Origin of the sequence: Sphingomonas sp. R-74633, from assembly GCF_013416555.1 — a bacterium.
Classification (GTDB): domain Bacteria; phylum Pseudomonadota; class Alphaproteobacteria; order Sphingomonadales; family Sphingomonadaceae; genus Sphingomonas.
The window spans coordinates 385,008-408,823 of the sequence record NZ_JACCFG010000006.1; the positions used below are offsets into that span (position 1 = coordinate 385,008).

The 23,816-nt window shown below is 66.9% G+C and carries 18 protein-coding genes; 14 read left to right on the forward strand and 4 right to left on the reverse strand.

The window, feature by feature from the left end; all coding sequences use genetic code 11:
• Positions 1 to 69 precede the first annotated feature (69 nt).
• From HZY97_RS20675 to HZY97_RS20740, 14 genes are all read left to right on the forward strand, one after another.
• Positions 70 to 456, forward strand: coding sequence for a DUF4280 domain-containing protein (locus tag HZY97_RS20675; protein ID WP_180147973.1), 387 nt, complete (start codon positions 70 to 72; stop codon positions 454 to 456).
• 198 nt (positions 457 to 654) lie between these two features.
• Positions 655 to 1,095 (forward strand): hypothetical protein, encoded by a 441-nt coding sequence (locus HZY97_RS20680; RefSeq protein WP_180147974.1) that lies wholly within the window; start codon positions 655 to 657, stop codon positions 1,093 to 1,095.
• 6 nt (positions 1,096 to 1,101) lie between these two features.
• Positions 1,102 to 2,568: a type VI secretion system baseplate subunit TssK gene (tssK, locus tag HZY97_RS20685; RefSeq protein ID WP_180147975.1), complete on the forward strand. Its 1,467-nt coding sequence runs from the start codon at positions 1,102 to 1,104 to the stop codon at positions 2,566 to 2,568.
• Positions 2,565 to 3,359 carry a DotU family type IV/VI secretion system protein gene (locus HZY97_RS20690; protein WP_180147976.1) on the forward strand — a complete coding sequence of 265 codons (795 nt, stop codon included), beginning with the start codon at positions 2,565 to 2,567 and terminating at the stop codon, positions 3,357 to 3,359. The genes tssK and HZY97_RS20690 overlap by 4 nt, the downstream gene beginning before the upstream one ends.
• Entirely contained in the window at positions 3,356 to 7,546 is a 4,191-nt protein-coding gene (locus tag HZY97_RS20695; RefSeq protein WP_180147977.1) for a type VI secretion system protein, read from the forward strand. The genes HZY97_RS20690 and HZY97_RS20695 overlap by 4 nt, the downstream gene beginning before the upstream one ends.
• The gene (gene tssA / locus HZY97_RS20700; RefSeq protein WP_180147978.1) at positions 7,543 to 8,622 is read left to right on the forward strand and encodes a type VI secretion system protein TssA; all 1,080 of its coding nucleotides are present in this window, start codon (positions 7,543 to 7,545) and stop codon (positions 8,620 to 8,622) included. The genes HZY97_RS20695 and tssA overlap by 4 nt, the downstream gene beginning before the upstream one ends.
• Before the next feature lie 145 nt (positions 8,623 to 8,767).
• Positions 8,768 to 9,319 carry a type VI secretion system contractile sheath small subunit gene (tssB, locus tag HZY97_RS20705; RefSeq protein WP_180147979.1) on the forward strand — a complete coding sequence of 184 codons (552 nt, stop codon included), beginning with the start codon at positions 8,768 to 8,770 and terminating at the stop codon, positions 9,317 to 9,319.
• Between the two features lie 94 nt (positions 9,320 to 9,413).
• Positions 9,414 to 10,988, forward strand: a complete 1,575-nt coding sequence (tssC, locus tag HZY97_RS20710) for a type VI secretion system contractile sheath large subunit (RefSeq protein ID WP_218943174.1) — start codon at positions 9,414 to 9,416, stop codon at positions 10,986 to 10,988.
• Between the two features lie 53 nt (positions 10,989 to 11,041).
• Positions 11,042 to 11,542, forward strand: a complete 501-nt coding sequence (locus HZY97_RS20715) for a type VI secretion system tube protein Hcp (RefSeq protein ID WP_180147980.1) — start codon at positions 11,042 to 11,044, stop codon at positions 11,540 to 11,542.
• 7 nt (positions 11,543 to 11,549) lie between these two features.
• Positions 11,550 to 12,047, forward strand: a complete 498-nt coding sequence (tssE, locus tag HZY97_RS20720) for a type VI secretion system baseplate subunit TssE (protein WP_180147981.1) — start codon at positions 11,550 to 11,552, stop codon at positions 12,045 to 12,047.
• A complete protein-coding gene (gene tssF, locus HZY97_RS20725; protein ID WP_180147982.1) occupies positions 12,037 to 13,863 on the forward strand; it encodes a type VI secretion system baseplate subunit TssF in 1,827 nt (608 codons plus the stop codon). The genes tssE and tssF overlap by 11 nt, the downstream gene beginning before the upstream one ends.
• Entirely contained in the window at positions 13,827 to 14,855 is a 1,029-nt protein-coding gene (tssG, locus tag HZY97_RS20730) for a type VI secretion system baseplate subunit TssG (protein WP_180147983.1), read from the forward strand. The genes tssF and tssG overlap by 37 nt, the downstream gene beginning before the upstream one ends.
• A gap of 26 nt (positions 14,856 to 14,881) precedes the next feature.
• Positions 14,882 to 17,395: a type VI secretion system ATPase TssH gene (gene tssH, locus HZY97_RS20735; RefSeq protein ID WP_218943175.1), complete on the forward strand. Its 2,514-nt coding sequence runs from the start codon at positions 14,882 to 14,884 to the stop codon at positions 17,393 to 17,395.
• Complete coding sequence (locus HZY97_RS20740; RefSeq protein WP_180147985.1) at positions 17,392 to 19,305, forward strand: type VI secretion system Vgr family protein; 1,914 nt, start codon at positions 17,392 to 17,394, stop codon at positions 19,303 to 19,305. The genes tssH and HZY97_RS20740 overlap by 4 nt, the downstream gene beginning before the upstream one ends.
• Here HZY97_RS20740 and HZY97_RS20745 read toward each other — a convergent pair.
• From HZY97_RS20745 to HZY97_RS20760, 4 genes are all read right to left on the reverse strand, one after another.
• Positions 19,302 to 20,594, reverse strand: coding sequence for a DUF4157 domain-containing protein (locus HZY97_RS20745; protein WP_180147986.1), 1,293 nt, complete (start codon positions 20,592 to 20,594; stop codon positions 19,302 to 19,304). The genes HZY97_RS20740 and HZY97_RS20745 overlap by 4 nt on opposite strands.
• A 105-nt stretch (positions 20,595 to 20,699) precedes the next feature.
• Positions 20,700 to 22,232 carry a GNAT family N-acetyltransferase gene (locus HZY97_RS20750; RefSeq protein ID WP_218943176.1) on the reverse strand — a complete coding sequence of 511 codons (1,533 nt, stop codon included), beginning with the start codon at positions 22,230 to 22,232 and terminating at the stop codon, positions 20,700 to 20,702.
• A gap of 31 nt (positions 22,233 to 22,263) precedes the next feature.
• A complete protein-coding gene (locus HZY97_RS20755; RefSeq protein WP_180147988.1) occupies positions 22,264 to 23,226 on the reverse strand; it encodes a DUF4157 domain-containing protein in 963 nt (320 codons plus the stop codon).
• Positions 23,227 to 23,620: 394 nt separating this feature from the next.
• A partial coding sequence (locus HZY97_RS20760) for a hypothetical protein (RefSeq protein ID WP_180147989.1) occupies positions 23,621 to 23,816 on the reverse strand: 196 nt, incomplete at its 5' end.

Genomic DNA, 23,816 nt, shown 5'->3' on the forward strand with positions numbered 1-23,816 from the left:
CCGCCTTGCGGATGCGGGGCGCCTCGGGATAGCTTGGCGTCTCCACCGGCGGCCTCGGGAGCAAGCGACATGCCGATGCTGATGACGACGGGCGCGATGATGACGTGCAGCTTCGGTGTGGCGCCGAGCAGCCTCAATATCCTTCCGGCCAATCGCGTGATGGCTGGCAACATGCCCGCCGCGACGATCGCCGACAATGTTCCGGGGCTGAACGTCCCGCCATTCGGCATGTGCAACAGCATCGCCAATCCCGCGGTCGCTGCCGCCACCGCGGCCGCGCTCGGCGCGCTCACGCCGATGCCGTGCATGCCCGTTCCAGCCGGTCCCTGGGTGCCGGGGGTGCCGACCACGATGATCGGCGGGGTTCCCGCGCTGAACGATACATGTAAGCTGATGTGCGCCTGGGCCGGGGTGATCCAGTTTACTGCGCCGGGTCAGGTAACCGTCCAGGTATAACTAGAACCATTTCGGTGCGACTTCTTTACGATACTGAAGTCAACTGAGAATCGACCATCTTATACGTTGCCAACCACGACTTTGGGGCTAAGTTGTTCCAAATCGGGCTTACCCCGGGGATTGGGCAATATGGGGATGGGCAGGACGCAGCGGCGTGCCGTCGTGAGTCGGCTGGGACGGGGCGTTGCCGCCCTGTCATTGCTGCTGCTCGCTTCGCTCCCGCTCGCCGGGTGCAAGACGCCCAAGATCCTGTGCTTCAAGTCCTCCGGTCTCGGCACGCTGGCCTTTAATTCGACCGATGCGAGCAATGGCGGCCGTGCGGTGACGATCGATCTGGTCTTCATCACCGAAAAGCCGGTGTTCCAGGCGATCTCGAAGATGAAAGCGCGCGACTATTTCACCAACCATGAGCAGCTCGAGCGGGATTTCCCCAAGGGCTATCGCTTTACCCAGTGGCAGGTGCAGCCCGGCCAGTATCTCGAGGCGACCGCCGCGCATGCGCCGTGCAACCTGATCGGCGCCTATATCTTCGTCAATTATCGCGGTGAGGGCGAATTCCGTCAGCGCCTGGGCAAGGAGAAGCGCGGAACGCTGGTGCTCGGCGAGAAGGACTTCAAATGGATTCCGGAAAAGGGCTGACCCGCGATGCCGATTGATCCCGCCGCGATCCCGGACATGATCCACTGGTACGAGGGCATGCTGCTCATGCCCGCGCATTTCCAGGAAGCGAGCCGCCGTCAGGAAGCCCTGAGCGGCTATCTCGCCCAGGCTGCGATCCCGCATGCCTGGGGCGTGCGCCGCCTGCGCTTCCGGCTCGAGGACGGGGTGCTGGAAGTTCTCGAGCTCGAGGCGGTGATGCCCGACGGGATGATCGTCATCCATGACGCCGGCAACGGCGATGATGCCGGGCTGCGCATAGACCTCAAGGGCCGGTTTGAGGGGCGCAAGCCCAAGCTCGTGTTCCTCGTCGTCCCGGCCTGGAGCCGGCGGGCGGCGGCTCTCGACGACCCCGAGCCGGGGATGCTGATGCGCTATCGCTCGGTGCGCGGCGCGCGGCTGGAACCCGACGACCTGCCCGGCGACGAGGATGCGGCGAGCGAGGCGATGCGCGAGCGGCCCTGGCTGCGCCCGGCGTTCGACCTGATGGTCACCGACGACGCGCTCGATCCGCCGGTCGCCAAATATTGCAGCCTGCCGCTGCTGCGGCTCTTCCAGGATCCGGAGTCGACGATCGGCCCCGATTCCTATGAGCCGCCCCGGCTCGACATCGCCGCGTCGCGTTTCATCCAGCAATGCGCGCGCGACGTGACGCAGGAGCTGCGCGCCAAGGCGCGCTTCCTGGCCGATCGGATGCGCACCGATCCGGGGATGATGCAGCAACAGGATGCCGGCGGTGGCCTCCAGGCGATCGAGATGCATCTGCGCACGGTGATGCGCCGCTTCCAGTCGCTGCAGGACAATGCCGAGAAGCTGCATGCAGTGGCGCGGCCGGTGCCGCGGCTCGAAGCGCTGCTGCGCGACGGCAGCGCGCATCCCTTCACCTTGTATCTCGCCTTGTGCGACGTGGTCGGCGATCTCGCGCTGATCAGCGGCGAGCTCAATCTGCCCGAGCTGCCGACCTATTGTCATGCCGATGCATTGCCCGGGTTCGAAGCGATCAAGGCGCACATCACGCGCATGCTCGACACGCTCAACCAGCGCTTCCGCATCCTGCCGTTCGAGCGCGCGAGCGAGAGCCGGTTCGAGCTGCGCTTCCGGCCCGAGGAACTGGGCAGCCGCTTCACCATCGGCGCGGTGCGCGGGCGCGGCGCGGCGGCGAGCATGGTCGGGGGCTGGATCGCCAAGGCCGCGATCGCATCGGGCGATCAGATGCCGGATCTGCGCCGCCGCCGTGTTGCCGGTGCCGCGCGCAAATCGATCGAACGCGACGACGCGCTCGACCTCTCGCCGCCGCCGCTCACCAGCCTGTTCAGCGTCGAAGTGGCGGCGGACAGCATCAACCTCGAGGACGGGTTGCTCGTGATCGAGAACAACGCCCCCGAGGGGCCGACGGACATGCTGCTCTACGTGCCGCGTGACGTCGAGCCGGGCGGTGCGTTCGGCGCGCCATGAAGCCCTTCGCGCTCGGCCCGCAGGAAGAGCTGGCGGCGGAGCAGTTCCGCAGCTTCTATGCGCAGCTGGTCGGGATCCGTGATGCGATCAACGCGACGCCGGCAAGCCCGGTCGAAGGCGATGCGGTCGCCGCGGCGTTCGCGCACCAGCCGACGGCCGATACGGTGCGCGGGCAGCTGGCGCGCGCGATCACTGCGTTCGGTTATCATCCCGATGCCGCCGAGACGCTCGGCATGGTCGATCCCGGCTATGTGATGGCCGCCGTCGCTGACGAGGTGCTGCTGGTTCAGTGCCCGCGCTGGTCGGGGCAGGCGGTGTGGATTGAGGAGCCCCTCGAATTCCGCCTCTATGGCAGCCGCCTTGCCGGGGACCGGGTGTTCGAGGCGCTCGACGAACTGATCCGCCGCGACCGCGCCGATCCGCGCACTGCGATGGTGATCCTGCTCGCCCTGCTCTCCGGCTTTCGCGGCCGCTTCGAGGGTCGGTCCGATCACGGCGAGATCTGGCGTTGGCAGCAGGCGCTGTACGAGCTGGTCTGTCGCCAGCCCTATGTCGCGGACGATCCCGCGCCCTATAATCTTCCCGATGTCAGCGGCGTGACGCTCACTGGCGAGAGCATGCGCCCGCTGCCCCGGCTATGGCCTTGGATCGTCGGGCTCATCGTGGTGGTGCTGGTGTACCTGCCCGTGAGCCACCTCGTCTGGTGGTTGCAGGCCGAGCGCGTCTATCACCGCGCCGAGGCGATCGTGAAGGACGAGCCGGCAGCCATTCCGATACGGCCGCGACCATGAGCCCCACGCTGCTCGCGGCGATCATCGGCATCCTGGTGATCCTGCTGATCATCGGGATCATCCTCGTGGTGCGCAGTGCCCTGACCAAGGCCACCAAGATCACCGTGATCCCCGGTGCGCCCGCAGCCGAAGCGGAAGAGCCGATCCGCAAGCCCGGCGATATTGCCCCGCCGGCGACGCTGCGCACAGCGCTGGCGATCGCGATGCGCGAACTGCGCGTGCTCGTTGCCGGCGGCAGGGGTCCGACCGACGTTCCCTGGTCGCTGGTGATCGGTGCGGGCGGCGACGATCTCGCGCCGCTGCTGCCGCCACCGGTCGATGGCGACGTCGAATATGCGATGGGCTGGCTCGACGACAGGGACCTCGCCCGCGGCGGCACCGTGAGCTTCCGCACCGGCGGGGTGGTGCTCGGCTTCGAAGACGGGCTGGTTGGCCAGCCCCAGGCCGAGCGGCGGCTGATGGACCTGTTGCGCGAGGTCGAGGTGATCCGCCCGGACCGTCCGCTCGACTCACTCGTGATCGCCATCCCTTGGGGCTTCCTTGCCGAGGGCGAGGAAGCACTGAACACGCGCGGCCGGCAGCTCTACAACCTGATCCTAACCGTGCAGCAGCGCACCGGCTGGCGGTTGCCGGTCTATGTGCTGGTTACCGAAGCCGATCAGTTGCCGGGCTTCTCCGCGATCGCGCGCGCGGTGCTGGCGCAGGCGATCAGTCCGGTGGTCGGCTGGGCGGCGCCGCGAACGCTCGACTCGGTTTTCCAGCCGAGCTGGGTCAGCGATGCGTTCGACGCGATGCGCGGCGCATTGTCGATCGAGCAGCTGCACATTCTGATGGGGATCGAGGGCGAGCTGTTCGACACCGGCCTGCCGCCCCACGCCAACGACCAGCTTTCCGAGGATGTGCTGCTGCTGCCCGCGCGCCTGGCCGCGGCAATGCCTGCGCTTCGGCTGCTGCTCAGCGGCATGCTGGAGAACAGCGTCTATCACGAAGCCTTCATGCTGCGCGGCATCTTCCTGACCGGGGACACCGCATTGCACCCGCTTGCGCCCGTTGCCGGTGCGGAGGGGGAAGGGGAGCAACCCCCGGCAGCGGCCGAAGCGCCAGTGGCGCCACGCCCGCCGCAGCGGCTTGCCCAGTTGCTGTTCCTCGAGAAGATTTTCCCTGAATCGGGTCTCGCCCAGCCCGCCTATGGCGAGCGCACGCGGCGCCACCGCATGATCCGCCGCACCCAATATGCGCTGGCCGCGGCCTGCTTGTGCTTCGTGCTCGGGATCGGATTGATCCGCTATTACGGCGCGCACAGCGCACGGCCGCTCGATGCGCTGCTGCGCAATATCGCCACGATCGAGGTCGCCGCTGACCAGAACCGCACCGAGACGCGCGATGCCTCCGGCACCTGTTCCGAGCGCAAGGCGCGTGTCGACAATGATCAGACGCGCAAGGATTTCCAGGAGAGCCGCCGCAACTCGGTCCAGCTCCTCCAGCAAATGTCCGAGCTCGACCTGCACCGCGTCGAGATCTGGTTGGCGCCGACGTCCTATTTCTCCGGCGCCAACGGAATGGTCGAGCGCGCGATCAAGAAGAGCTTCCACGACGTGGTGTTCAATGCCATCGCCGACAGCATGGCGACGCCGGCGGGGATCGAGGCGCTGGTCGCCGGCGATACGCCGACCGAGAATTGGCGCACCGATGCCGATCCGGCTGCGACCGAAGCCTTTGGCGGCGATTTCGAGGGCTATTGGGGTGCGACGCTGCGCAACGTCGCGACTTATGATCGCTATTTCCAGACCGCGAGCGACATGCGCGACAAGTCGCCGGAGAGCGTCGGCGTGCTGCGCGGCTTTGCCGAGGTGGTGCAATATTCGCTTGGCGAGCAGTTGCCGCCGCAGTTCACCCGCAACTACCGCGTCTATTCGCAGGGCATCACCGAAGCCTCGGTGCCGTGCCTCAACACCACGATCGTCCAGAACACGCTCGATCGCATCGTCGCCGTCCGGTACGAGACTGCGGTCCACATCTATTATCTCGGCAATCCGGTCTCCGCCTCCTGGGCCGATATCTCCAAGCGGATCGATACCGAGTCCGAAACCGGGATCGCCGAGGAGACGCTGCGCGGACTGATCGAGGATATCGACACCATGTCCGCCGCGCTGGCCGAGCCGCGCCGCTACGCCTGGATCTACGCGACCGACAGCAGCGACCTGCCGCTTCCAAGCCTGGCGGCGTTCGAGGGGCTGCGGGCGGTGCGCATGCCGCATCTCACCGACCTGCCCGCCCAGTTGCGCCCCGTCGCCGAGCAGCAGGCACAGCGCTTGCGCTCCGCCCAGCTGTTCGGATCGGACCTGCTCGAGCTCGATCAGAGCCCCGAGGCGCTTGCGCTGCTCGCCAAGCCCGCGCCGACTTCAGTCGCTACCGTGCCGGCCAATCCGCCGGTGGGCCTGCCCAAGCTTTCCACCGCGACGATCGACACGCGCAACTTCCTGCGCGCGCTGTTCGCCCAGCCCTTCATGGTGCCGGCGGGCGAGCCGGGCCCCGGCTATGCCGGGCCGCGTGCCGGCTGGGATCTCGCGCGGCTGCAGGCGGTGCAGGGCGCGCTCAAGAATTACGACGACTTCATGGCCCAGACCAGCGGCCAGATGCCGGGCACGCTGCACAAGATCGCCGTCGATCTCTCCGCGCGGCGCTTCGGCGAATATGCCGAGCGTCTGGTCGACCAGGCCGCGCAGCCGCTCTCGGCGGTGGTCGGGGGCGGGCAGAACGGGACCGATGCCCGCGTGGCGAATTTCAGCCAGGCGCTGCCGCTGCTGGTCAGCATCCGCGACTCGCTGCGCGGGATCGGCGCCGGCGACGTGGCCGGGCGGCTCGACCTGCGCGTCGCGGAACAGGCGGGCCTGTTGCTCGCCGATGCCGATCGCGATCTCGACAATGGTGGCGGCCCCTATGCAGTCGACGATGCCAGCCTCGGGGCGTGGGACGGCACCGGCTCGCCCGCCGCCGCCGCATATGGCGTCGACACGATCGACGACCTCAAGGCGACGCTGCCGCAGCGCCGCGGCCGCGTCGTCGCACTGGCGCGGGGCCGGGCGGCGGCGCTCGTGACTTATCTGCGCGAGACCCCGGCGGCCAGCGCGGCCAATCTCGCGCGCGCCAATCGCTGGCAGGCGATCCTGCAGACGCTCGATGCCTATGACGGCAACAGCCCGAGCAACTCGCTGAGCCGGCTCGAGCAATATATCACCGTCGATCTCGACAAGCTCGACTGGCGCGACTGTGCGAGGATGCGCAGCGGGCGCACCCGCGGCGGCGACTATTTCGCCCAGCAGCAGGCGGCGATCACGATCAAGATGATCGGGCGCTGCCGCCGCGTGGCGATCGAGACGATCGAGAGCAAATATGCCGGCCTGCGCCAGCTCTTCAACGGCACGCTGGCCGGGCGCTTCCCCTTCTCGAGCTACGTCTCCTCACCCGCGGCCGATCCGGCGAACGTCCAGGCCTTTTACGCGCAATACGGCCCGCTGCTTCCGCAGCTCAAGGCGGCGCTCGAGGGCGCGCCGGACCTCGGCGAGCAGGGGCGCCAGGCGGTGGCGGTGCTCGACCAGCTGATCGACGCCGAGGCCGCGCTTTCCGGGATGCTCGATGCCGGCGATGCCACGCTCACCTACAATGTCGGTGTCGACTTCTTCCCGAACCTGCCGATCGCCGTCGGCCAGTCGCAGGTCCTCGGCGCGACGATCGGCACGCCGGAATCGCTTGCCCGTGACGATGGGACGACCAATTTCCTCTGGCATAATGGCGAGCCGGTCGCAGTGCGGCTGCGCTGGGCGGCGAACGCGCCGACGCTGCCGCTGACCGCCGACGGCAAGTGCGTGCCGCAGCCCGGCGGCAATGTCTTCGGGCACGATGTCACCGGCGACTGGGCGCTGCTGCGCCTGCTCCGCGCACAGGGACCCTCGCCGCGCACCGGCGAGGCTGCGCCGGGCGTGCCGATCGCATTCGAGGTGCCGCTTTGCGAAAATCGCGCGCGCGCTTCGGGCGGCGATCCGGTGCGTGACCGCGCGCGCATCTTCCTGCGCCTCACGCTGTCGCGGACGGTGCACACGCCCGACAAGCCGGACCGCCAGGTGCCGGTGATCCTGCCGCCCTTCCCGGAGAGCGTGCCGCCACTGGTCGCGGGGTGGCGGCGATGAGTGCCGAACTGGCCGAGCGCGTCGCCGCGCTGCTGGAGCCGATCGCGGGCGATCAGCCGACCGGCAGGGACATGCGCTACGAGAATGACTATCGCACGATCCTCGAGGCGCGGCGCGAGGAGGATGCCCGCACGCCGCGCGGCGTGTGGCAACGCGACGTCAAGCAGGCCGACTGGGCGCAGGTCGAGCGGCTGTGCGACGGCCTGTTGCGGGAGAAATCGAAGGACCTGCGGGTCGCCGGCTGGCTCGGCGAAGCCTGGGTGCAGCGCTACGGCTATACCGGGCTCGCGCCGGCGCTGGACCTGATCGCGGGGTTGAGCGAGCGCTACTGGGACGCGCTCCACCCCAATATCGACGGCGATGCCGATGTGCATATCGGCGCGATCGAATGGCTGAACCAGCGGCTGCCGCTGGTCCTGCGCCAGCTGCCGGTGGTGATCGACGCGCGCGCGCCCGACACGCGCTATAGCTGGGCCGATCACGTCAATGCCGAGCAGCTCGAAACGGTGCGGCGCAAGGATGCCGCCGCGGCGCAGCGCGCCGAGACCGGCGGCGCTGTTACGCTCGAGCAGTTCGAAGCCTGCCGGAACCGGACCGCGACCGAGGTCTTCGGCGAGACCGCCGCAGCGATGGCCGCCGCCCGGGAGGCACTGGATGCGCTCGACGCGGTGCTCGATCGTCGCTGCGGCCGCGATGCGCCGGGGCTCGGGCGTATCCGCAGCGTTGCCGGCGAGATCGGCGACTTCGCCGGGGAGACGCTTGCCGCGCGCGGCGCACAGGCGCCGCGACTCCTCGCCGCGCCGCCGGAAGCGCCTTCTGAGTCGGTTATCGCATCGGTGGTCCCGGCGGCGATGCCCCCGCTGCCGGCGTCGCGCGAAGCTGCTTATCGCCAGCTCGCCGCGATCGCCGATCTCCTCCGCGCCGAGGAGCCGCATAGCCCCGTACCCTATGTGCTTGATTACTTGATCGAATGGGGCAACATGCCGTTGCCTCAGCTAGAGAGTGAGCTTAGCGCCAATGGTGGCGGAATATCGATCCTGCTTTCCGCAATTGGGTTAGCGCAACATCAAGAATAATAGTCTAGAACCATTTTGGTTCTATTCTAGAATCTAGTTGTAAATCCCAAAATCTCGTGTTTACTCGTCCCATCACGGGACATGGGCAAGCTTCTGATTCTTCAGGGAAGCATGTTCTTGCGCGGTAGGACTTCGGGAGGGGCGTATGGCGGATAGTACCCAACACAAGATCGACCGCAATCGCCCGCCGCGGGTCCAGATCACCTATGACGTTGAGACGGGCGGGGCGATCGAGAAGGTCGAAATTCCGTTCGTGGTCGGCATCATGGCCGATCTGTCGGGCGTCGGCAGCGCGGACCGCTATGACGGCGTTCCGCTCAAGGACAAGGCGCGTGGCTTTGTCGAGATCGATCGCGACAATTTCGGTGAAGTAATGGCCAAGATCGCGCCCGGCCTGACGGTGCAGGGCGCGCTTGACGATCAGGGCCAGCTCGATGCCGACGGGGTGCTCACCTTCAAGTCGCTCGACGACTTCAACCCGGCGTCGCTGGTCAAGCGGATCAAGGGGCTCAAGGATCTCTACACCCAGCGCTCGGCGCTGCGCGACATCCTGACCAAGATCGACAGCAATGACGAGCTTCACGCCAAGCTGAAGATCGCCGTGGCGCAGGACAGCATCAAGCAGATCGGCAGCGATGCGACTGCCCAGCTCGCCAAGCTGGAACCGCCGGCGGACGGCAAAGACAAGGGCAAGTAACGGGTCCGGCTGCGGCCGGACGGGGTTGATCTGCGTCCGTCGCCGCGCGCTGCGTGGCCACCGGATCGCGAGATGAGAAAGGGCGAGGGCGATCATGCCTGACAAGACCGAAGAGAAGCTCGATCTGAACGCCGTGTTCGCGGTGGCGCGCCTGCCGGCCGTCGAAAGCGACGTGCCGACCGAAAGCAAGATCCGCAACCTCAACATGGTGAAGGTCTTCACCGACACTGTTGAGGGCACCGATCAGGACAAGCAGGATCTCGACCTCTACCAGGTGATCCAGAACCGGATCGACGAGCTCGATCGCGAGATCACGACCCAGCTCAACGCCGTGCTGCATGACGGCACGCTGCAGGAGCTCGAGGCGACGTGGCGCGGGCTATTCTATCTCGTCGACAAGACCGAAACCTCGACCCGGCTCAAGCTGCGCGTGCTCGACGTGAGCCGCAAGGAGCTCCAGGCCGATCTCGAAAAGGCGGTCGATTTCGACCAGAGCGCGCTCTTCAAGAAGGTCTATGAAGAGGAATATGGCACGCTGGGCGGCAAGCCCTATGGCTGCCTGGTCGGCGATTTCTATTTCGATCGCTCGGCGCCCTCGATGACGTTCCTCAAGAAGCTGGCCTCGGTCGCCTCGGCGGCGCACGCTCCGCTGATCGCGGCGGCGGACCCGAGCCTGTTCGACCTCAAGGATTTCGACGAGCTCGCCAAGCCGCGCGACCTGTCGAAGATCTTCGAGTCGGTCGAGATGGCCGAATGGACCGCCTTCCGCGACAGCGAGGATAGCCGCTATGTCACGCTGACGCTGCCGCGCGTGCTGATGCGCCTGCCTTATGATCCGGTCGAGAACCCGGTCGAGGGGCTGGCGTTCCGCGAGCGGATGGGCGCGCGACTGCTGCCCGACGGCACCGATTTCGATGCCGACAAGGAAGAAGCCGCCGCGGCTGCCGCCGATGCCAAGGAAGTCGACGAGGCGACGCTGCGGCTCGAGCCGACCGCGGGCAATTATCTCTGGGGCAATCCCGCCTATATCCTGGCCCAGCGTATCACCGATGCCTTTGCCAAATATAGCTGGACCGCCGCAATCCGCGGGGTCGAGGGTGGTGGCAAGGTCGAGGACCTGCCGCTGCACAAGTTCAAGACCGTCAATGGCGACCGCGCCGTGATGATCCCCACCCAGGTGGCGATCACCGACCGCCGCGAGAAGGAGCTGAGCGACCAGGGCTTCATCTCGCTCGTCTATTGCAAGGAGACGAACTACGCGGCGTTCTTCGGCTCGCAGACCGTCAACAAGCCGAAGAAGTTCAACACCAGCTTCGCCAATTCGAACGCCGAGCTTTCGGCGCGGCTGCCCTATATCCTCAACACGTCGCGCTTCGCCCATTACATCAAGGTGATGATGCGCAACCGCATCGGCACCTTCATGACCCGGGAGAATGTGCAGTCGTATCTCACCACCTGGATCAGCGACTATGTTCTCGACAAGGACGACGCCGGCCAGGAGCTGAAGGCGAAATACCCGCTGCGCGAGGCGCGGATCGACGTGGTCGACGTGCCGGGCCAGCCGGGTGCCTATAGCGCGACGGTGTTCCTGCGGCCGCATTTCCAGCTGGAAGGGCTTTCCGCTTCGCTGCGCCTCGTTGCCGAGCTGCCGCCGCCCGCCGCGGCCTGATGCGCGCCAGCGCGCGGACCAGCAGCCAAATCGTTTGAAAAGGGGCTCTTTCGATGGCCGTCAATTGCTTTCTCAAGTTCACGGACCCGGACATCAAGGGTGAGTCGACCGACGCAAGTCACGCCGACGAAATCCAGGTCCTGTCGTGGAGCCACAGCTTCAACCAGCCGACCAAGGCCACGCGCAGCAGCGCAGGCGGCGGCACGGTCGAGCAGGCGAACCATTCCGACTTCACCTTCTCGAAATATCTCGACACCGCGACCGACGACCTGCTGAAATATTGCTGGAACGGCAAGCAGATCGGCAAGGCTGTGCTCACCTGCTATCGCTCCGACGGCGACAACCAGGCGATCCTGTACCTCCAGATCGACATGGAGGACATCATCATCTCCAATGTCAGCATCGGCGGCGGTGGCGGCGATCTGCCGACCGAGAATGTCTCGCTCGCCTATGGCAAGGTGACCTATACCTACAAGTCGCAGAAGCCCGACACGGGCGCGGCGGGCGGTGTCCAGCCGGTGTCGCACGACCTGATCAAGCAGCAGGTCGCGTGATTTCAGCATGCCGGTTATCCGCCACAAGCGCGGTGCGCCGGTATTGCTGTTCGACCGCCTGATTCCGCGCGGCCAGGCGGGCGACCACCGCCTGCGCACCGCGCGGATGGGCTGGCGCGAAGTCTATGACCGCAAGCAGCTCGAAGCCTCGATCGCCGAACAGCTCGGCTGGCTGCTCAACACCCGCGTGCCCGTCAGCTATGCCGAGATGGACGCGCGCACGCGCAGCGGCACGCGGACCACGATCGACTATGGCCTGCCCGATCTGACCGTCTACCGGGTCGATGATGATAGCCGCACCGCGCGGCTGGCGCGGCATATTGCCGAGACGATCGCGATCTATGAGCCACGCCTCGGCAACCCGCAGGTCCGGCTCCGCCCGCGCGCGGACCGCAGCGACGTGCTGGTCGCCGAGATTGCCGGCGACCTCATCCTCGGCAGCGTGACGGTGCCCGTCACCTTCGCCTTCCCGATGCAGTTCGAAGGGCCGCGCGATGGCCACTGATCCGGGGTTCATCACCTATTATCTCAACGAACTCAATCATCTGCGCGTCGCCGGCACTGAGTTCGCGCGGACGCATCCCGACCTCGCGGGGGGGCTCGATTTCGCCGGCGCCGAGACCGACGACCCCCAGATCGCGCGGCTGATCGAGTCGTTCGCCTTCCTCACCGCGCGGCTGCAGCGGCAATATGATGCGCAGTTTCCCGAAGTGCCGACCGCGCTGCTCGAGGCGCTCTATCCGCAGCTGGTCGCGCCCGTGCCGTCGATGGCGGTCGTCCATTTCACAGTCTCGCCCAAGCAGCAGCGCGCGATCGAGGGCGTGAAGGTGCCGCGCCAGACGGCGCTGTTCGCCACCACCTCGGGCGGCGCCGAATGCCGCTTCACGACGACTTCGGAATTGCAGCTCTGGCCGATCGAGGTGTCGGCGGTGTCGCTGCGCCCGGCGAGCGAGCTGGCGCTGCTGGATAGCCGCAGCGACGTCCATTCCTGCCTGCGCGTCACGCTCAAATGCACCGGCGAGCGCAGCTTCGCCGATCTCGCGCCTTCATCGTTGCGCTTCTTCCTCGATGGCGACCGCAACGCGCGCTACCGGTTGTACGAGTTGCTCACCAATCACCGGATCGAAGCCCGCGTCGCGCCGCATGGCAGCGATTCCGCGGCGCTCGCCCCGCGCCAGCCCCGGCTCGGGCTGCGCCAGGCGGGGCTGGAGCCCGGCGATGCGATGCTGCCCTATCCCGATACCGCGCATCACGGCTATCGGCTGCTCCAGGAATATTTCAATTTCCCCGACAAGTTCCTGTTCCTCGAGCTGACCGGCCTCGAGCCCGGCATGCTGGGCGCTGCGCAGGAGATCGACCTGCTGTTCTTCCTCGACATCGATCCCGAGGAGCCGCTCGCGCTCGACCATCGTTCGATGCGGCTCAATTGCGTGCCGATCGTCAATCTCTTCCCCCAGACGAGCGAGCCGATCCGGCTCGATCATCTCAGCACCGAATATCTGCTCGAGCCCGATCTGCGCGCCGCCGATGTGACCGAGGTGCACAGCGTGCTCCGCGTCACCCGCTCGGCCGGTGCGACCGGCGCGCGCAAGAGCGAGCTGGTTTCGCCCTTTTTCAGCCCTGAGCCCGATGTCGAAGGGGAGGGCGTGCTGCGCTGGATGGCGCGCCGCGCGCCCGTCTCGAACCCGGCGCTGACCGGCACCGAGATGCTCCTGTCCTTCGTCGATCCGGCGATGAACCCCGCGGCGGCCGCCGAGGATGTGCTGTTCGCGCAGACGCTCTGCACCAATCGCGAGCTGCCGCGCCACATCACGCTGGCGACCAGGCTGCAGATCGAGCTCGACCTGCCGACCGATGACATACGCTGCCTCGCCAAGCCGACCATGCCGGCCTATCCCCCGCTCGGCGGCGAGAATCTTTGGCGCCTCGTATCGCAATTGACGCTCAACAAATGGTCGCTCGAAGGGCCGTCGCGGCTCGACGCCCTCAAGCAGATCTTGCTGCTATACAGCGGCGCCGACGCCGATGCCCGCAAGCGCCGGCAGATCGAGGGCATCCATGCGATCGTCACGCGCCCGGTCATCCGCCGGCTCGGGAGCGCGCACTGGCGCGGCTTCGTGCGCGGCACCGAGATCGTAGTGAGCTTCAACGAAGACCAGTTCGTCGGCAACAGCGCGCTGCTGCTCGGATCGGTGCTCGACCGCTTTTTCGCGCTCTATGCCGGGGTCAACAGCTTCACCGAGCTGGCGGTCCGCCGGGCGCATCACAATGAGGATTGGAAACGATGGCCAGCCCGCGCCGGGGACCAGCCAATTCTCTGATCAACCTGCTCGTTGCCGAGCCGTATCGCTTCGACACGCACCAGGCGGTGCGCGTGCTCGAGGCGTGGCGCAAGCGCGCGAAGCTGGGGCCGGTCCGCTATCGCAGCAATCTGAGCCTCGCCTTCCCACTGAGCGATCTTGAGTCGGTGCGCCTGGCGCCGCAGGGCCAGCCGCCCGAGGTGACGGTGAACTATATCGGCCTTGGCGGCGCAACGGGCCCGTTGCCTACGCCTTATACCGAATATGTCAGCGAGTCCGCCCGCCGGGGCCATGTTGCCGCGCGCGACTTTCTCGACCTGTTCAACCACCGGCTGGTCACCGCGTCGCTCGATCTCGCGCGGCTGTATAGGCCCGCGCTGCAGGCACAGCGGCCGCAGGAATCGCTGCATGCCGGACGGCTCCACGCGCTGCTCGGGTTGGCCACGCCGAGCCTGGTTGCGCGCGATCCGCGGCTCACTGCGTCGCTGCTGCCGCTCGCCGGCCTGCTCAACCAGGCGCCGCTCAGCGCGCATGCGATCGAACGGTCGGTCTCTTCGCAATTCAGCCTGCCTGCTCGGGTGACGCCATTCCGCGGCGCCTGGATGGACGTACCGGTGCATCAACGCACCGCCCTGGGCGCGCGCGGGCGGCACCAGCGGCTCGGGCGCAGCGCGATGCTCGGCGGGCGGGTGTGGGACCAGTCGGCCGGCATCACGCTCACCTTGGGGCCGATGTCGGCCGAACGTGCCGACGCCTTTCTTCCGGGCGTCAGGAACGGACATCTGCGGCTGGCGAAGCTGCTCCGTTTCCTGCTGTCCGACACGATCGCCGTGGAAGTGCGTCTGCACGTGACCCGCACGAGCGTGCCGCGCGCCCGGCTCGGCGGCACCGGGCGGATGCGGCTGGGCTGGAATGCGTGGCTGAAGCAGGTGCCGGTGCCCGAAGACGCCGGCACCTCGGTGATTGTGCTCAGGCCCCCGGTCGCGGTACCCGTTGGGGTGACCAAGCGATGATTGCGCTGAAGCCTTTGATCGGCAAGTTGAGCCGGACCTGTAGCGACGCGCTGGAGCGTGCCGCGGGCCGCTGCCTCGTGGCGCGTAACTATGCGGTCGAGATCGAGCATCTGTTCACTGAATTGGTTGAGCAGCCCGATACGGATTTCGCCCGGGCACTCGATCGCTACGGCATGGATCGGCGTGCGTTGGCCGATGCGCTGAGCACGGCGGCACGCCGCTATCCCGCTGGCAATACCGGTGCGCCCGGCGTGTCGGATCGCCTCGCGGCTGCGGTGGAGAAGGCCTGGGGCGTCGCTTCGATCGATCTGGCGCACGGCACGATCAGTTCTGCCTGCCTGTTGCGTGCGGCGATCGAGGATGCGGGGCTGCGCGAACGCTTGCTGGACGCAGTGCCGGCATTTGCCGGCGTCCCGCGCGAGCGGTTTGGCGAAGATCTGGCGGATATCGTCGCGAGCGGGCGCGAGGGCGCGGGAGGGCCGCTGGTGGCGGGTGGGATGGCCGTCGCAGCGGAGGGCTCGGCGCTCGATGCCTATACGATTGACCTGACCACTCTGGCCCGCGAGGGCGGGCTCGATCCCGTGGTGGGGCGCGATGCCGAGATCGACCAGGTTATCGAGATCCTGATGCGGCGCCGGCAGAACAACCCGATCCTCACGGGCGACGCGGGCGTGGGCAAGACCGCGGTGGTCGAGGGGCTGGCCCAGCGGATCGCCGCCGGCCAGGTGCCCGAGGCGCTTGTCGGCGTGGCGGTGCGCTCGCTCGACCTGGGTCTGCTTCAGGCCGGCGCGAGCGTGAAGGGCGAATATGAGCGGCGGCTGCGTGGCGTGATCGCCGAAGTGAACGGCACGCCGGACCGGATCGTGCTGTTCATCGATGAGGCGCATATGCTGATCGGCGCGGGGGGCGCGGCCGGGCAGGGGGATGCGGCCAATCTGCTCAAGCCCGCGCTGGCGCGCGGCGGGCTGCGCACGATCGCGGCGACGACCTGGGCCGAGTACAAGCGCTATTTCGAGAAGGACGCGGCGCTGGCGCGGCGCTTCCATCCGGTCAAGATCGAGCAGCCAGACGCGGCGACGACGATCGCGATCCTGCGCCAGCTGAGTGGCCGGCTGGAGCGCTTCCACGGCCTGCGCATCACCGAGGACGCGCTCGCTGCGGCTGCGCATCTGTCGCAGCGCTACATCGCCGAGCGCAAGCTGCCCGACAAGGCGATCAACGTGCTCGACACTGCCTGTGCCCGCGTCGCGATCGCCCAGTCGTGCCGGCCGGCCTCGCTCGATGCCGCCGAGGCCCGGCTGGCCGATCTCACCGCCGAGTTGGACCGGCTTGGTGCCGACCCCGAGGACCGGCTCGACCAGCTCGAGACCGAGCGCGACGCGGCGCAGGACCTGCGTGACGCGATCGCCAGCCGCTGGGAGCAGGAACGCTACACCTTCGATCGGCTGCGCACGCTCGAGAAACAGGCAGAGGCGGACGATCCCGAGCTGCAGGGTCTGCGGCTCGAACTCGCCGAGATCCAGCAGGATACGCCGCTGGTGCCGGTGGCCGTCGATCGCCGCGCGGTTGCCGATGTCGTCTCCGCGTGGACCGGCGTGCCCCTCGACGCGATCCTCGGCAGCGCGAGCAGCACGGCGCGCGACCTCAAGGCGCAGCTCTCGGAGCGTATCGTCGGCCAGGATGCGGCGCTCGACACCATCGTCCGCCGCGTTCAGACTTTCCAGGCGGGGCTTGGCGATCCGGCCAAACCGACAGGCGTGTTCCTGCTTTGCGGCCCGAGCGGCGTCGGCAAGACCGAGACGGCGCTCGCGCTCGCCGACCTGTTGTTCGGCGGGCAGCGCGCGCTGATCACCGTCAACATGTCCGAATATCAGGCGGCGCATTCGGTCTCGGGGCTCAAGGGCGCGCCGCCGGGCTATGTCGGCTATGGCAAGGGCGGGGTGCTCACCGAAGCGGTGCGCCGCCAGCCCTATTCGGTGGTGCTGCTCGATGAGGTCGAGAAGGCGCATCCCGATGTGCTCGAGATATTCTATCAGGTGTTCGACCGCGGCATGCTCGAGGATAGCGAGGGCGTGGCGGTGGACTTCACCCACACGCTGATCCTGCTCACTTCCAACCTCGGAACCGAGCTGCTCGCCGCAGGCGGGCCGGAGGAAGCGATTGCCGCGGGGCTACAGGCCGAGCTGGGCAAGCATTTCCCCCCCGCGTTCCTCGCGCGGTTGGTGGTAGTGCCCTATCGCCCCCTCGCTGCAGCCGAGATCGAGGCGATCGTGCGCCTGAAGCTGGCCCGGGTCGGCGAGCGCTTCACGGCGGCGCGGCGTGGCGAACTGACCTATGACGAGAAAGTGGTGAAGGCGATCGCGCGCGCCGCGGACATCGCCGATGGCGGCGCGCGCAGCGTCGATGCGATCATCGCGCACCAGCTGTTACCTGAGCTTTCGATCCGCCTGCTCGATCGGCTCGCCGAGGCTGCCCCGGCGCGTGCGGCGCATCTCTCGGTGGCATCCGACGGGCGGTTGCGGATCGAAATCTCCCGATGAGCGATCCCGCCTGGTCGCTCGTTCTGGCCACGCCGCTTGGCGCGGGCGTGCTTTCGCTGCAGCGCTTCGAGGGGACCGAGCAGATTTCGGTGCCCTATCTGTTCACGCTCGTCGCCGGGATGGGCGCGACCTGGGTCGATCCGCAGGGGCTGCTCGGCAAGTCGATAGATGTGACGCTAAGCGGCAGCGATGGTGTCGCGCGCATCTTCAACGGCATCGCCGCGCGCGTATCGCAGGGCAGCTCGCAATGCGTGATCGAGATGCGCCCCTGGCTGTGGCTGCTCACCTTGTCGCGCAATCACCGCATCTTCCAGAACCTGGAGGTCAAGGACATCCTGGCGAAGGTGATCGGCGACTATGCCGGCGCAACGATGCGCAGCGACCTGGTGCTGAGCTACGACAAGATCGAATATTGCGTTCAATACGGCGAGTCCGACTTCGACTTCGTCAGCCGGCTGCTCGAAGCGGCCGGCATCGCCTATTATTTCGAGCACAAGGCCGGCACGCATACGCTGGTGCTGGTCGATGATCCGGCCAAGTTCCCGACCTGCCCCAATGCCGCGACCGTGCCCTGGCTGGCGCTGGAGGCAGGCAATGCCTGGCTCACCGATATGCGCGTCGACGACGTACTGCATGAACAGACCGTGGTGCCGGCGGGCTACAAGGCGGCGGACTATAATTTCACCACGCCCGCGACGACCCTGCTCGGCAATGTCGGAACCGGGGTGGTCTATGACTATCCCGGGGGCTTCCTGCTCAAGGCGGACGGCGATGCCGTGTCGAAACGGCGCGGCGAGGAACTGGCGGCGCTGGCGAGCATGATCCGGGGCACCTCGCCGCTCCGCCATCTGGCGAGCGGCACCACCTTCACGCTCAGCGGCCATCCCGCAGCGAGCCTCAACGCGAAATACGCATTGTTCTCGGTGCATCACCATGCCGAGCGGCGCAGCTACACCAACCAGTTCATTGCCTTTCCCGCCACCGTGCCGTTCCGTCCCGCGCGCGTCACGCCGCGCCCGCGCATCGCCGGCTCGCAGACCGCCAAGGTGGTCGGGCCCGACGGCAAGGAGATCTGGACCGACGAATATGGGCGGATCAAGGTCCAGTTCCACTGGGACCGCGAAGGCAAGAGTGACGCCGACAGCTCGTGCTGGGTGCGCGTGTCGCAAAGCTGGTCGGGCAAGAGCTGGGGCGGCTTCATGCTGCCGCGCGTCGGGCAGGAAGTGGTGGTGAGCTTCCTCGAGGGCGATCCCGATCGCCCGCTGGTCACCGGCTGTGTCTATAATGGCGACAATCCGGTGCCCTATGCGCTGCCCGACAATCAGAGCCGGAGCACGATCAAGAGCCAGTCGACGCCAAGCGCTGCGGGGTTCAACGAGTTGCGCTTCGAGGACAAGGCGGGCGAAGAGGAGATCTTCGTCCAGGCGCAGAAGGACCTGAACGTCACCGTGCTCAACAGCAGCACCGAGACCGTGAAGCAGGACCGGACGGTGACGGTGCAGGAGGGCAATGACGCCTTCACCGTGTCCAAGGGCAATTGGACCACCGATGTATCGACCGGCAACGCGACGCACGGAGTGAAGGGCAATTCGGCGATCACCATCCAGGGCAATGCCGACGAGACGGTGAAGGGCAACTGGACCCGCACCGTGGACGGGAATGGCGATGACACGGTGAAGGGCAATCTGACGATCAACGTCACCGGCAATGTCACGATCAAGGCGAGCGGGTCGGTGGCGATCGAGTCCGGCACGGGGATGACGCTCAAGGGCGGCACCAGCGTGGCGATCGAAGCGGGCACCGCGCTGACGCTCAAGGGGCTTTCGGTCGAAGTGACGGGAAGCGCATCCGGCAAGTTCGACGGCGGGGGGATGCTCGAGCTGAAGGGCGGGATGGTGAAGCTGAACTAGATCAGCTTCTTTGCGCCACCTCGGGTTGGGTTGGTCGTGGTCTTGACGCCGCACTTGGCCGGAATTGCTTTGCTAGTGTCCTTGTTGAATGCGACGAGGGCCTCGACCAGCACCGCCATGTCGCTCTTGTCCTGATATTGGGTGCCGAAGAACGCCGCCTCGGTAGGATGCACCCAGGTGGCCTGATTTCCGCCGGTGCCCTCCGTCACCGATCCACCCCCAATTCCCGCGGCTTTCATCTGCGCGGCACAGAGCGCGCAATTCGGATGCGTGCACAGGATATTCGTAACGGCCCCCGTATTCGAGTTCTGGCCGGCGACGATACACATCTCGGCGTGATTGCCACTGGGAGAGGCGGTGTTGAAAGCGGGCGCAAGATACACCTCCGTGCCCGAGTGCTTGCTCTGCAGATATTCCGTGAGATCGGCCACAATGCCCGCCTTCGCGCCGAGCCCGCCCACCTTGGAGATGATCATGTGACCTTTGGTGGTAACGCCGACCGAATAATTGCTTGCTTGCGAACCCTTGTCATTGGCCTTCAGCCATTTGGTGACGGCGACGATCGGCGGCTCCTTCTCATCGTCCGTGCTCGCGCTTGAGCGCTGTATGGCATGGCCGGTGCGCGTGAAGCCACCCGCGCCCTTTCGCTGAATGGGCCCGCGATACATCGCGGCGCGCTGGCCAAGCCGGTCGGCTTCGGCCTCGAGCGCGTGATCCTGGACCACCGCAACGCCGCTGCCCGGCGCGCGGACGCGGCCCTGGCGCTGCTGGATCACATGCGCGAGCTCGTGCCCGATCAATTGCTGGCCCTGCGCCGAGTCCGGCTGGTAGCGGCCCGGCGCGAAATAGAGGTCGTTACCTGTGGTGAAGGCGATCGCGCCGATCCGCGAGGCCTGCGGCCCGACATGGACGCGCACTGCGGAGAAGTCCGCGCCGAATGCTGCCTCCATTTTGGTCAGCAGCGCTCCGGGCAGCGGGCGCCCGCCGTTTCGGGCAAGACCCAGTTGTACGGGATCGACTTCGAAGCTGCCCGCGTCGCCATGACGTTGCACGGGCTGGACCGGCTGAAAGGCCGGCGCCGGGAAGCCCGGGGCCGCCTTGGCCTGGGCAACGGCCCCATGCGTCGAAGAGAATGCGGGACGGGGCGGACCCGGCATCGGGCGCGCGGCGCGCTGCACCGGTCCGATGGCGCGTTGCGCCGGAACACGGCCAGGCACGCCGACAACGGGCACGCAAGAGCCCCGCGGCGATACGCCAAGAAAAAAGCCCTGGATGACTCGGCCCGTCATGCCGTTCCCCAAGAATAGCTCACCGACAGGCTATCGGAGCGGCGCTCCGGGTGCCAGGGAATTCACGGAAATTGCCGAGGATCATACCAATTCGGACCGAATTGATCAGATGGGCTTCCAGGTAGACGGATAGCCCTTGTGCGTCGTGAAGATGCTATGATCGTCTTTATATGCTGCGAATTTCTCCGGCGTGATCGCGCGGATCTTGTTGAGCGGACTCGCCCATTCCTGGTGATAATATTGCTCTGCCACGGCAACATCGAAGCAGGTCACGTCCTTGAACGCCCATAATTGGCGAACGATGTACGGCCATTTTTCCGCATCATCGCCGTAGGAACATTTCGAGGAAACGAACCAGGGCTTGTCGGCATCCTTGGTGCAATGCTGGTAGAAGCGCGCACCATAGTCGCCGTCCACTTTCGGGTTCGTCTTTCCTACATACAGGCACTTGACCTTGGACAGGCTGCTGTCCTGGACAGCGTTCGGATACTGTTCGTTCTTCCAGATGCCATAGATCTGGCCGCTGAGGGTGGTACTGGTCGAGCTGAAGCCCGAAGTGTCCACAACCACTGCGGACGCGCGCTGGATCAGGCCTGGCCGGACGGGTGGGCCGGGCATCGCCGTGCGGCGCTGTGCCACTGCGCTGGCCACGCGCAGCGCCGAAGCCTCGAAGCGCGACTGGCTCCCTTGGCGACCACCTGTCTCCATGAAGCCGATCGATTTGTACCAGCGGTTCAACTTGCCGCTGCCCGTGTCGTCAGCGTGCAGCGAGACGCGGGCATTGCCGCGTGCCATGCTGGCGCGGGCGGCTGAGGCGAGGAGCATCTTGCCTATGCCTTGGTCGCGATGCTCCGCGGACACGTTGAGATCGGTGATGCGCGCCACGCCGCCGCGGCCGCGGGTATGGACCGTAACCGAACCGATCGACGCCGTGCCTGACTTTGCGGAGAGACGGTAGCTGCCATTGCCTGCCGGCATCGGCGCCGAGATCCGGACCTCATTGCCGCCACCGAGCCCGGCATGGCGTTGAAGCGGTTGGCCTTGGGGACGGAATGCAGCGCCGTTCGCGGGTTTGGCCTGGACCGGCACGCGGTGCATCGCGGCACGCTGGCCAAGTCGGTCCGCCTCGGCCTCGAGCGCATGGTCCTGCACTACCGCGACGCCGTTGCCGGGCGCGCGCACCCGGCCCTGCCGTTGCTGGACGACATGGGCGAGCTCGTGCCCAATGAGCTGCTGGCCCTGCACCGAGTCCGGCTGATAGCGGCCTTGCGCAAAATAGAGATCATTGCCGGTGGTGAAGGCGACGGCGCCGATCCGGGCCGCCTGTGGCCCGACATGTACGCGTACCGCCGAGAAGTCCGCGCCGAACGCGGCCTCCATCTTGGCCAGCACTGCCTCGGGTAATTGCCGGCCGCCGTTCCGCACGAGCCCAATCCGGGTTGGGTCGATCTCGAAGCTGCCGGTGCCGCCAAAGGCCTGCGCCGCTGCGGCGCCTCCCCCAAAGGCAGGCGCGGGCGCGCCGACGCGCTGCTGCGGCCCGGCTGTTGTCGCACGCTGGACCGCAGCCGGGCGCGCAACGCCGGGGGCGGAGCGCGCCTGGCCGCCGACGAAGAACCCCTGAATGACACGATTGGTCACGATCCTGATCCCGACTCCCGCGGCCCCGCCGCTATTTCTTGCCCATTTCGAGGGCGCGCGCATAGGTGGCCTGTTCGTTGCAGTCCGCCAGGAACGCCTGGACTGTCATGTTCGCGCCCCAGGACACGCCACCGCTCGGTTCGCCGCTGAACTCGGTCTGCGCGTCCGCTACCCGGAATCCGAGCGCGCGCAGAATCAGCGAACAGGATCCACAAACCGGCTGGTTGTGGCACTCGACCGTCGGGCGTCCGCCATACAACACTGCGGCGGCTGTATTATAGTCGCCCTGGGCAAGGATGAAGTCGCGCAGCGCGGACATCTCGGCATGGCCATATTGTCCGCTCGACGTGCCTTCATAGACATCGCCGTTGATCGTGAGCTTCACCACGGCCTTCTTCTGCTCGGTCTTTTCACTCTTCGAAGAGGAGGCGCGCTGAATTAGGTGCGCCGGAGCTGGACCGGCATAAGGCGCCGCCCTGCGCTGGATTCCTGCGTGCCGCCTGAATGCCGCTGCGTCGGAAGCTGCCTTGGCCTGGACCGGCATGCGCTGCATCGCCGCGCGCTGGCCGAGCCGGTCGGCTTCGGCCTCGAGCGTGCGGTCCTGCACCACCGAAACCCCGGCGCCGGGCGCGCGAACGCGGCCCTGGCGCTGCTGGATGACATGGGCGAGCTCATGCCCGATCAACTGCTGGCCCTTTACCGAGTCCGGCTGGTAGCGGCCTTGCGCGAAGTAGAGATCATTGCCGGTGGTGAAGGCGACTGCGCCGATCCTGGCCGCCTGTGGCCCGATATGGACGCGTACCGCCGAGAAGTCGGTGCGGAACGCGGCTTCCATTTTGGCGAGCACGGCCTGTGGCAGCGGCTTGCCGCCATTGCGCGCAAGGCCCAGCCGAACCGCGTCGATCTCGAAGCTGTTGCCGCCGCCGAAGCGCTGTGCGGCGGCGCCGCGGCCGGCATAAGCGGGCGAGGGTGGGCCGGGCAGGGCGCGTGTCATCGACCGTGGCTTGCGCTGAATGGCAACGTCGCGCACAATCCCGGGCGCAGGCTGGACGCGTCCGCCAATGAAAAATCCCTGGATTACCCGTGTCGCCAAGATTCCGGCTCCTTGTCGAGTCGGGCGATTCTAGACCTTCCGTACAAAACGACAAGTTAACTTGGCCGGTTGTCGAGGCATCGGGAAATTGGGCGCGGCCTCTTCGATGCGTTTGCTTGCTCTATATTTGGCTTCTCACACTCGCACCGGCGTTCCCTGGTAGCAAGAGAGCCCGCGCAGTCCCCCTGCGCGGGCTCTCGGCCTCCCCCCAGGGTGAGGCCGCTGGCGGTGTCCGGTGCGAAGCGGGATTCCGACCCCTCCGCACCGCGGCTCCGCCGCTATCGACTACGGCTCCTTAGAACCCGATCTTGACGCGCACCGAGGCGCGGCCTTCGCGGGTGTTCTCGCCGGCCGAGCCTTCGAGCGCGATGCCGAGGCGGACATTCTTGCTGGCGCGGGCATCGATGCCGACGCCGAGCGTGCCGAGCACCGGCGCGATGCGGACGCCCGAGACGCCGAAGCTGCCGGTGCCGGTGGGAGCACCCGAGAAG

Coding starts and splice junctions, on each gene's coding strand:
- HZY97_RS20675 (WP_180147973.1), top strand. CDS start 70: ATGCCGATGCTGATGACGACGGGCGCGATGATGACGTGCAGCTTCGGT.
- tssK (WP_180147975.1), top strand. CDS start 1,102: ATGCCGATTGATCCCGCCGCGATCCCGGACATGATCCACTGGTACGAG.
- HZY97_RS20690 (WP_180147976.1), top strand. CDS start 2,565: ATGAAGCCCTTCGCGCTCGGCCCGCAGGAAGAGCTGGCGGCGGAGCAG.
- HZY97_RS20695 (WP_180147977.1), top strand. CDS start 3,356: ATGAGCCCCACGCTGCTCGCGGCGATCATCGGCATCCTGGTGATCCTG.
- tssA (WP_180147978.1), top strand. CDS start 7,543: ATGAGTGCCGAACTGGCCGAGCGCGTCGCCGCGCTGCTGGAGCCGATC.
- tssB (WP_180147979.1), top strand. CDS start 8,768: ATGGCGGATAGTACCCAACACAAGATCGACCGCAATCGCCCGCCGCGG.
- tssC (WP_218943174.1), top strand. CDS start 9,414: ATGCCTGACAAGACCGAAGAGAAGCTCGATCTGAACGCCGTGTTCGCG.
- HZY97_RS20715 (WP_180147980.1), top strand. CDS start 11,042: ATGGCCGTCAATTGCTTTCTCAAGTTCACGGACCCGGACATCAAGGGT.
- tssE (WP_180147981.1), top strand. CDS start 11,550: ATGCCGGTTATCCGCCACAAGCGCGGTGCGCCGGTATTGCTGTTCGAC.
- tssF (WP_180147982.1), top strand. CDS start 12,037: ATGGCCACTGATCCGGGGTTCATCACCTATTATCTCAACGAACTCAAT.
- tssG (WP_180147983.1), top strand. CDS start 13,827: ATGGCCAGCCCGCGCCGGGGACCAGCCAATTCTCTGATCAACCTGCTC.
- HZY97_RS20740 (WP_180147985.1), top strand. CDS start 17,392: ATGAGCGATCCCGCCTGGTCGCTCGTTCTGGCCACGCCGCTTGGCGCG.
- HZY97_RS20745 (WP_180147986.1), bottom strand. CDS start 20,594: ATGACGGGCCGAGTCATCCAGGGCTTTTTTCTTGGCGTATCGCCGCGG.
- HZY97_RS20755 (WP_180147988.1), bottom strand. CDS start 23,226: ATGACACGCGCCCTGCCCGGCCCACCCTCGCCCGCTTATGCCGGCCGC.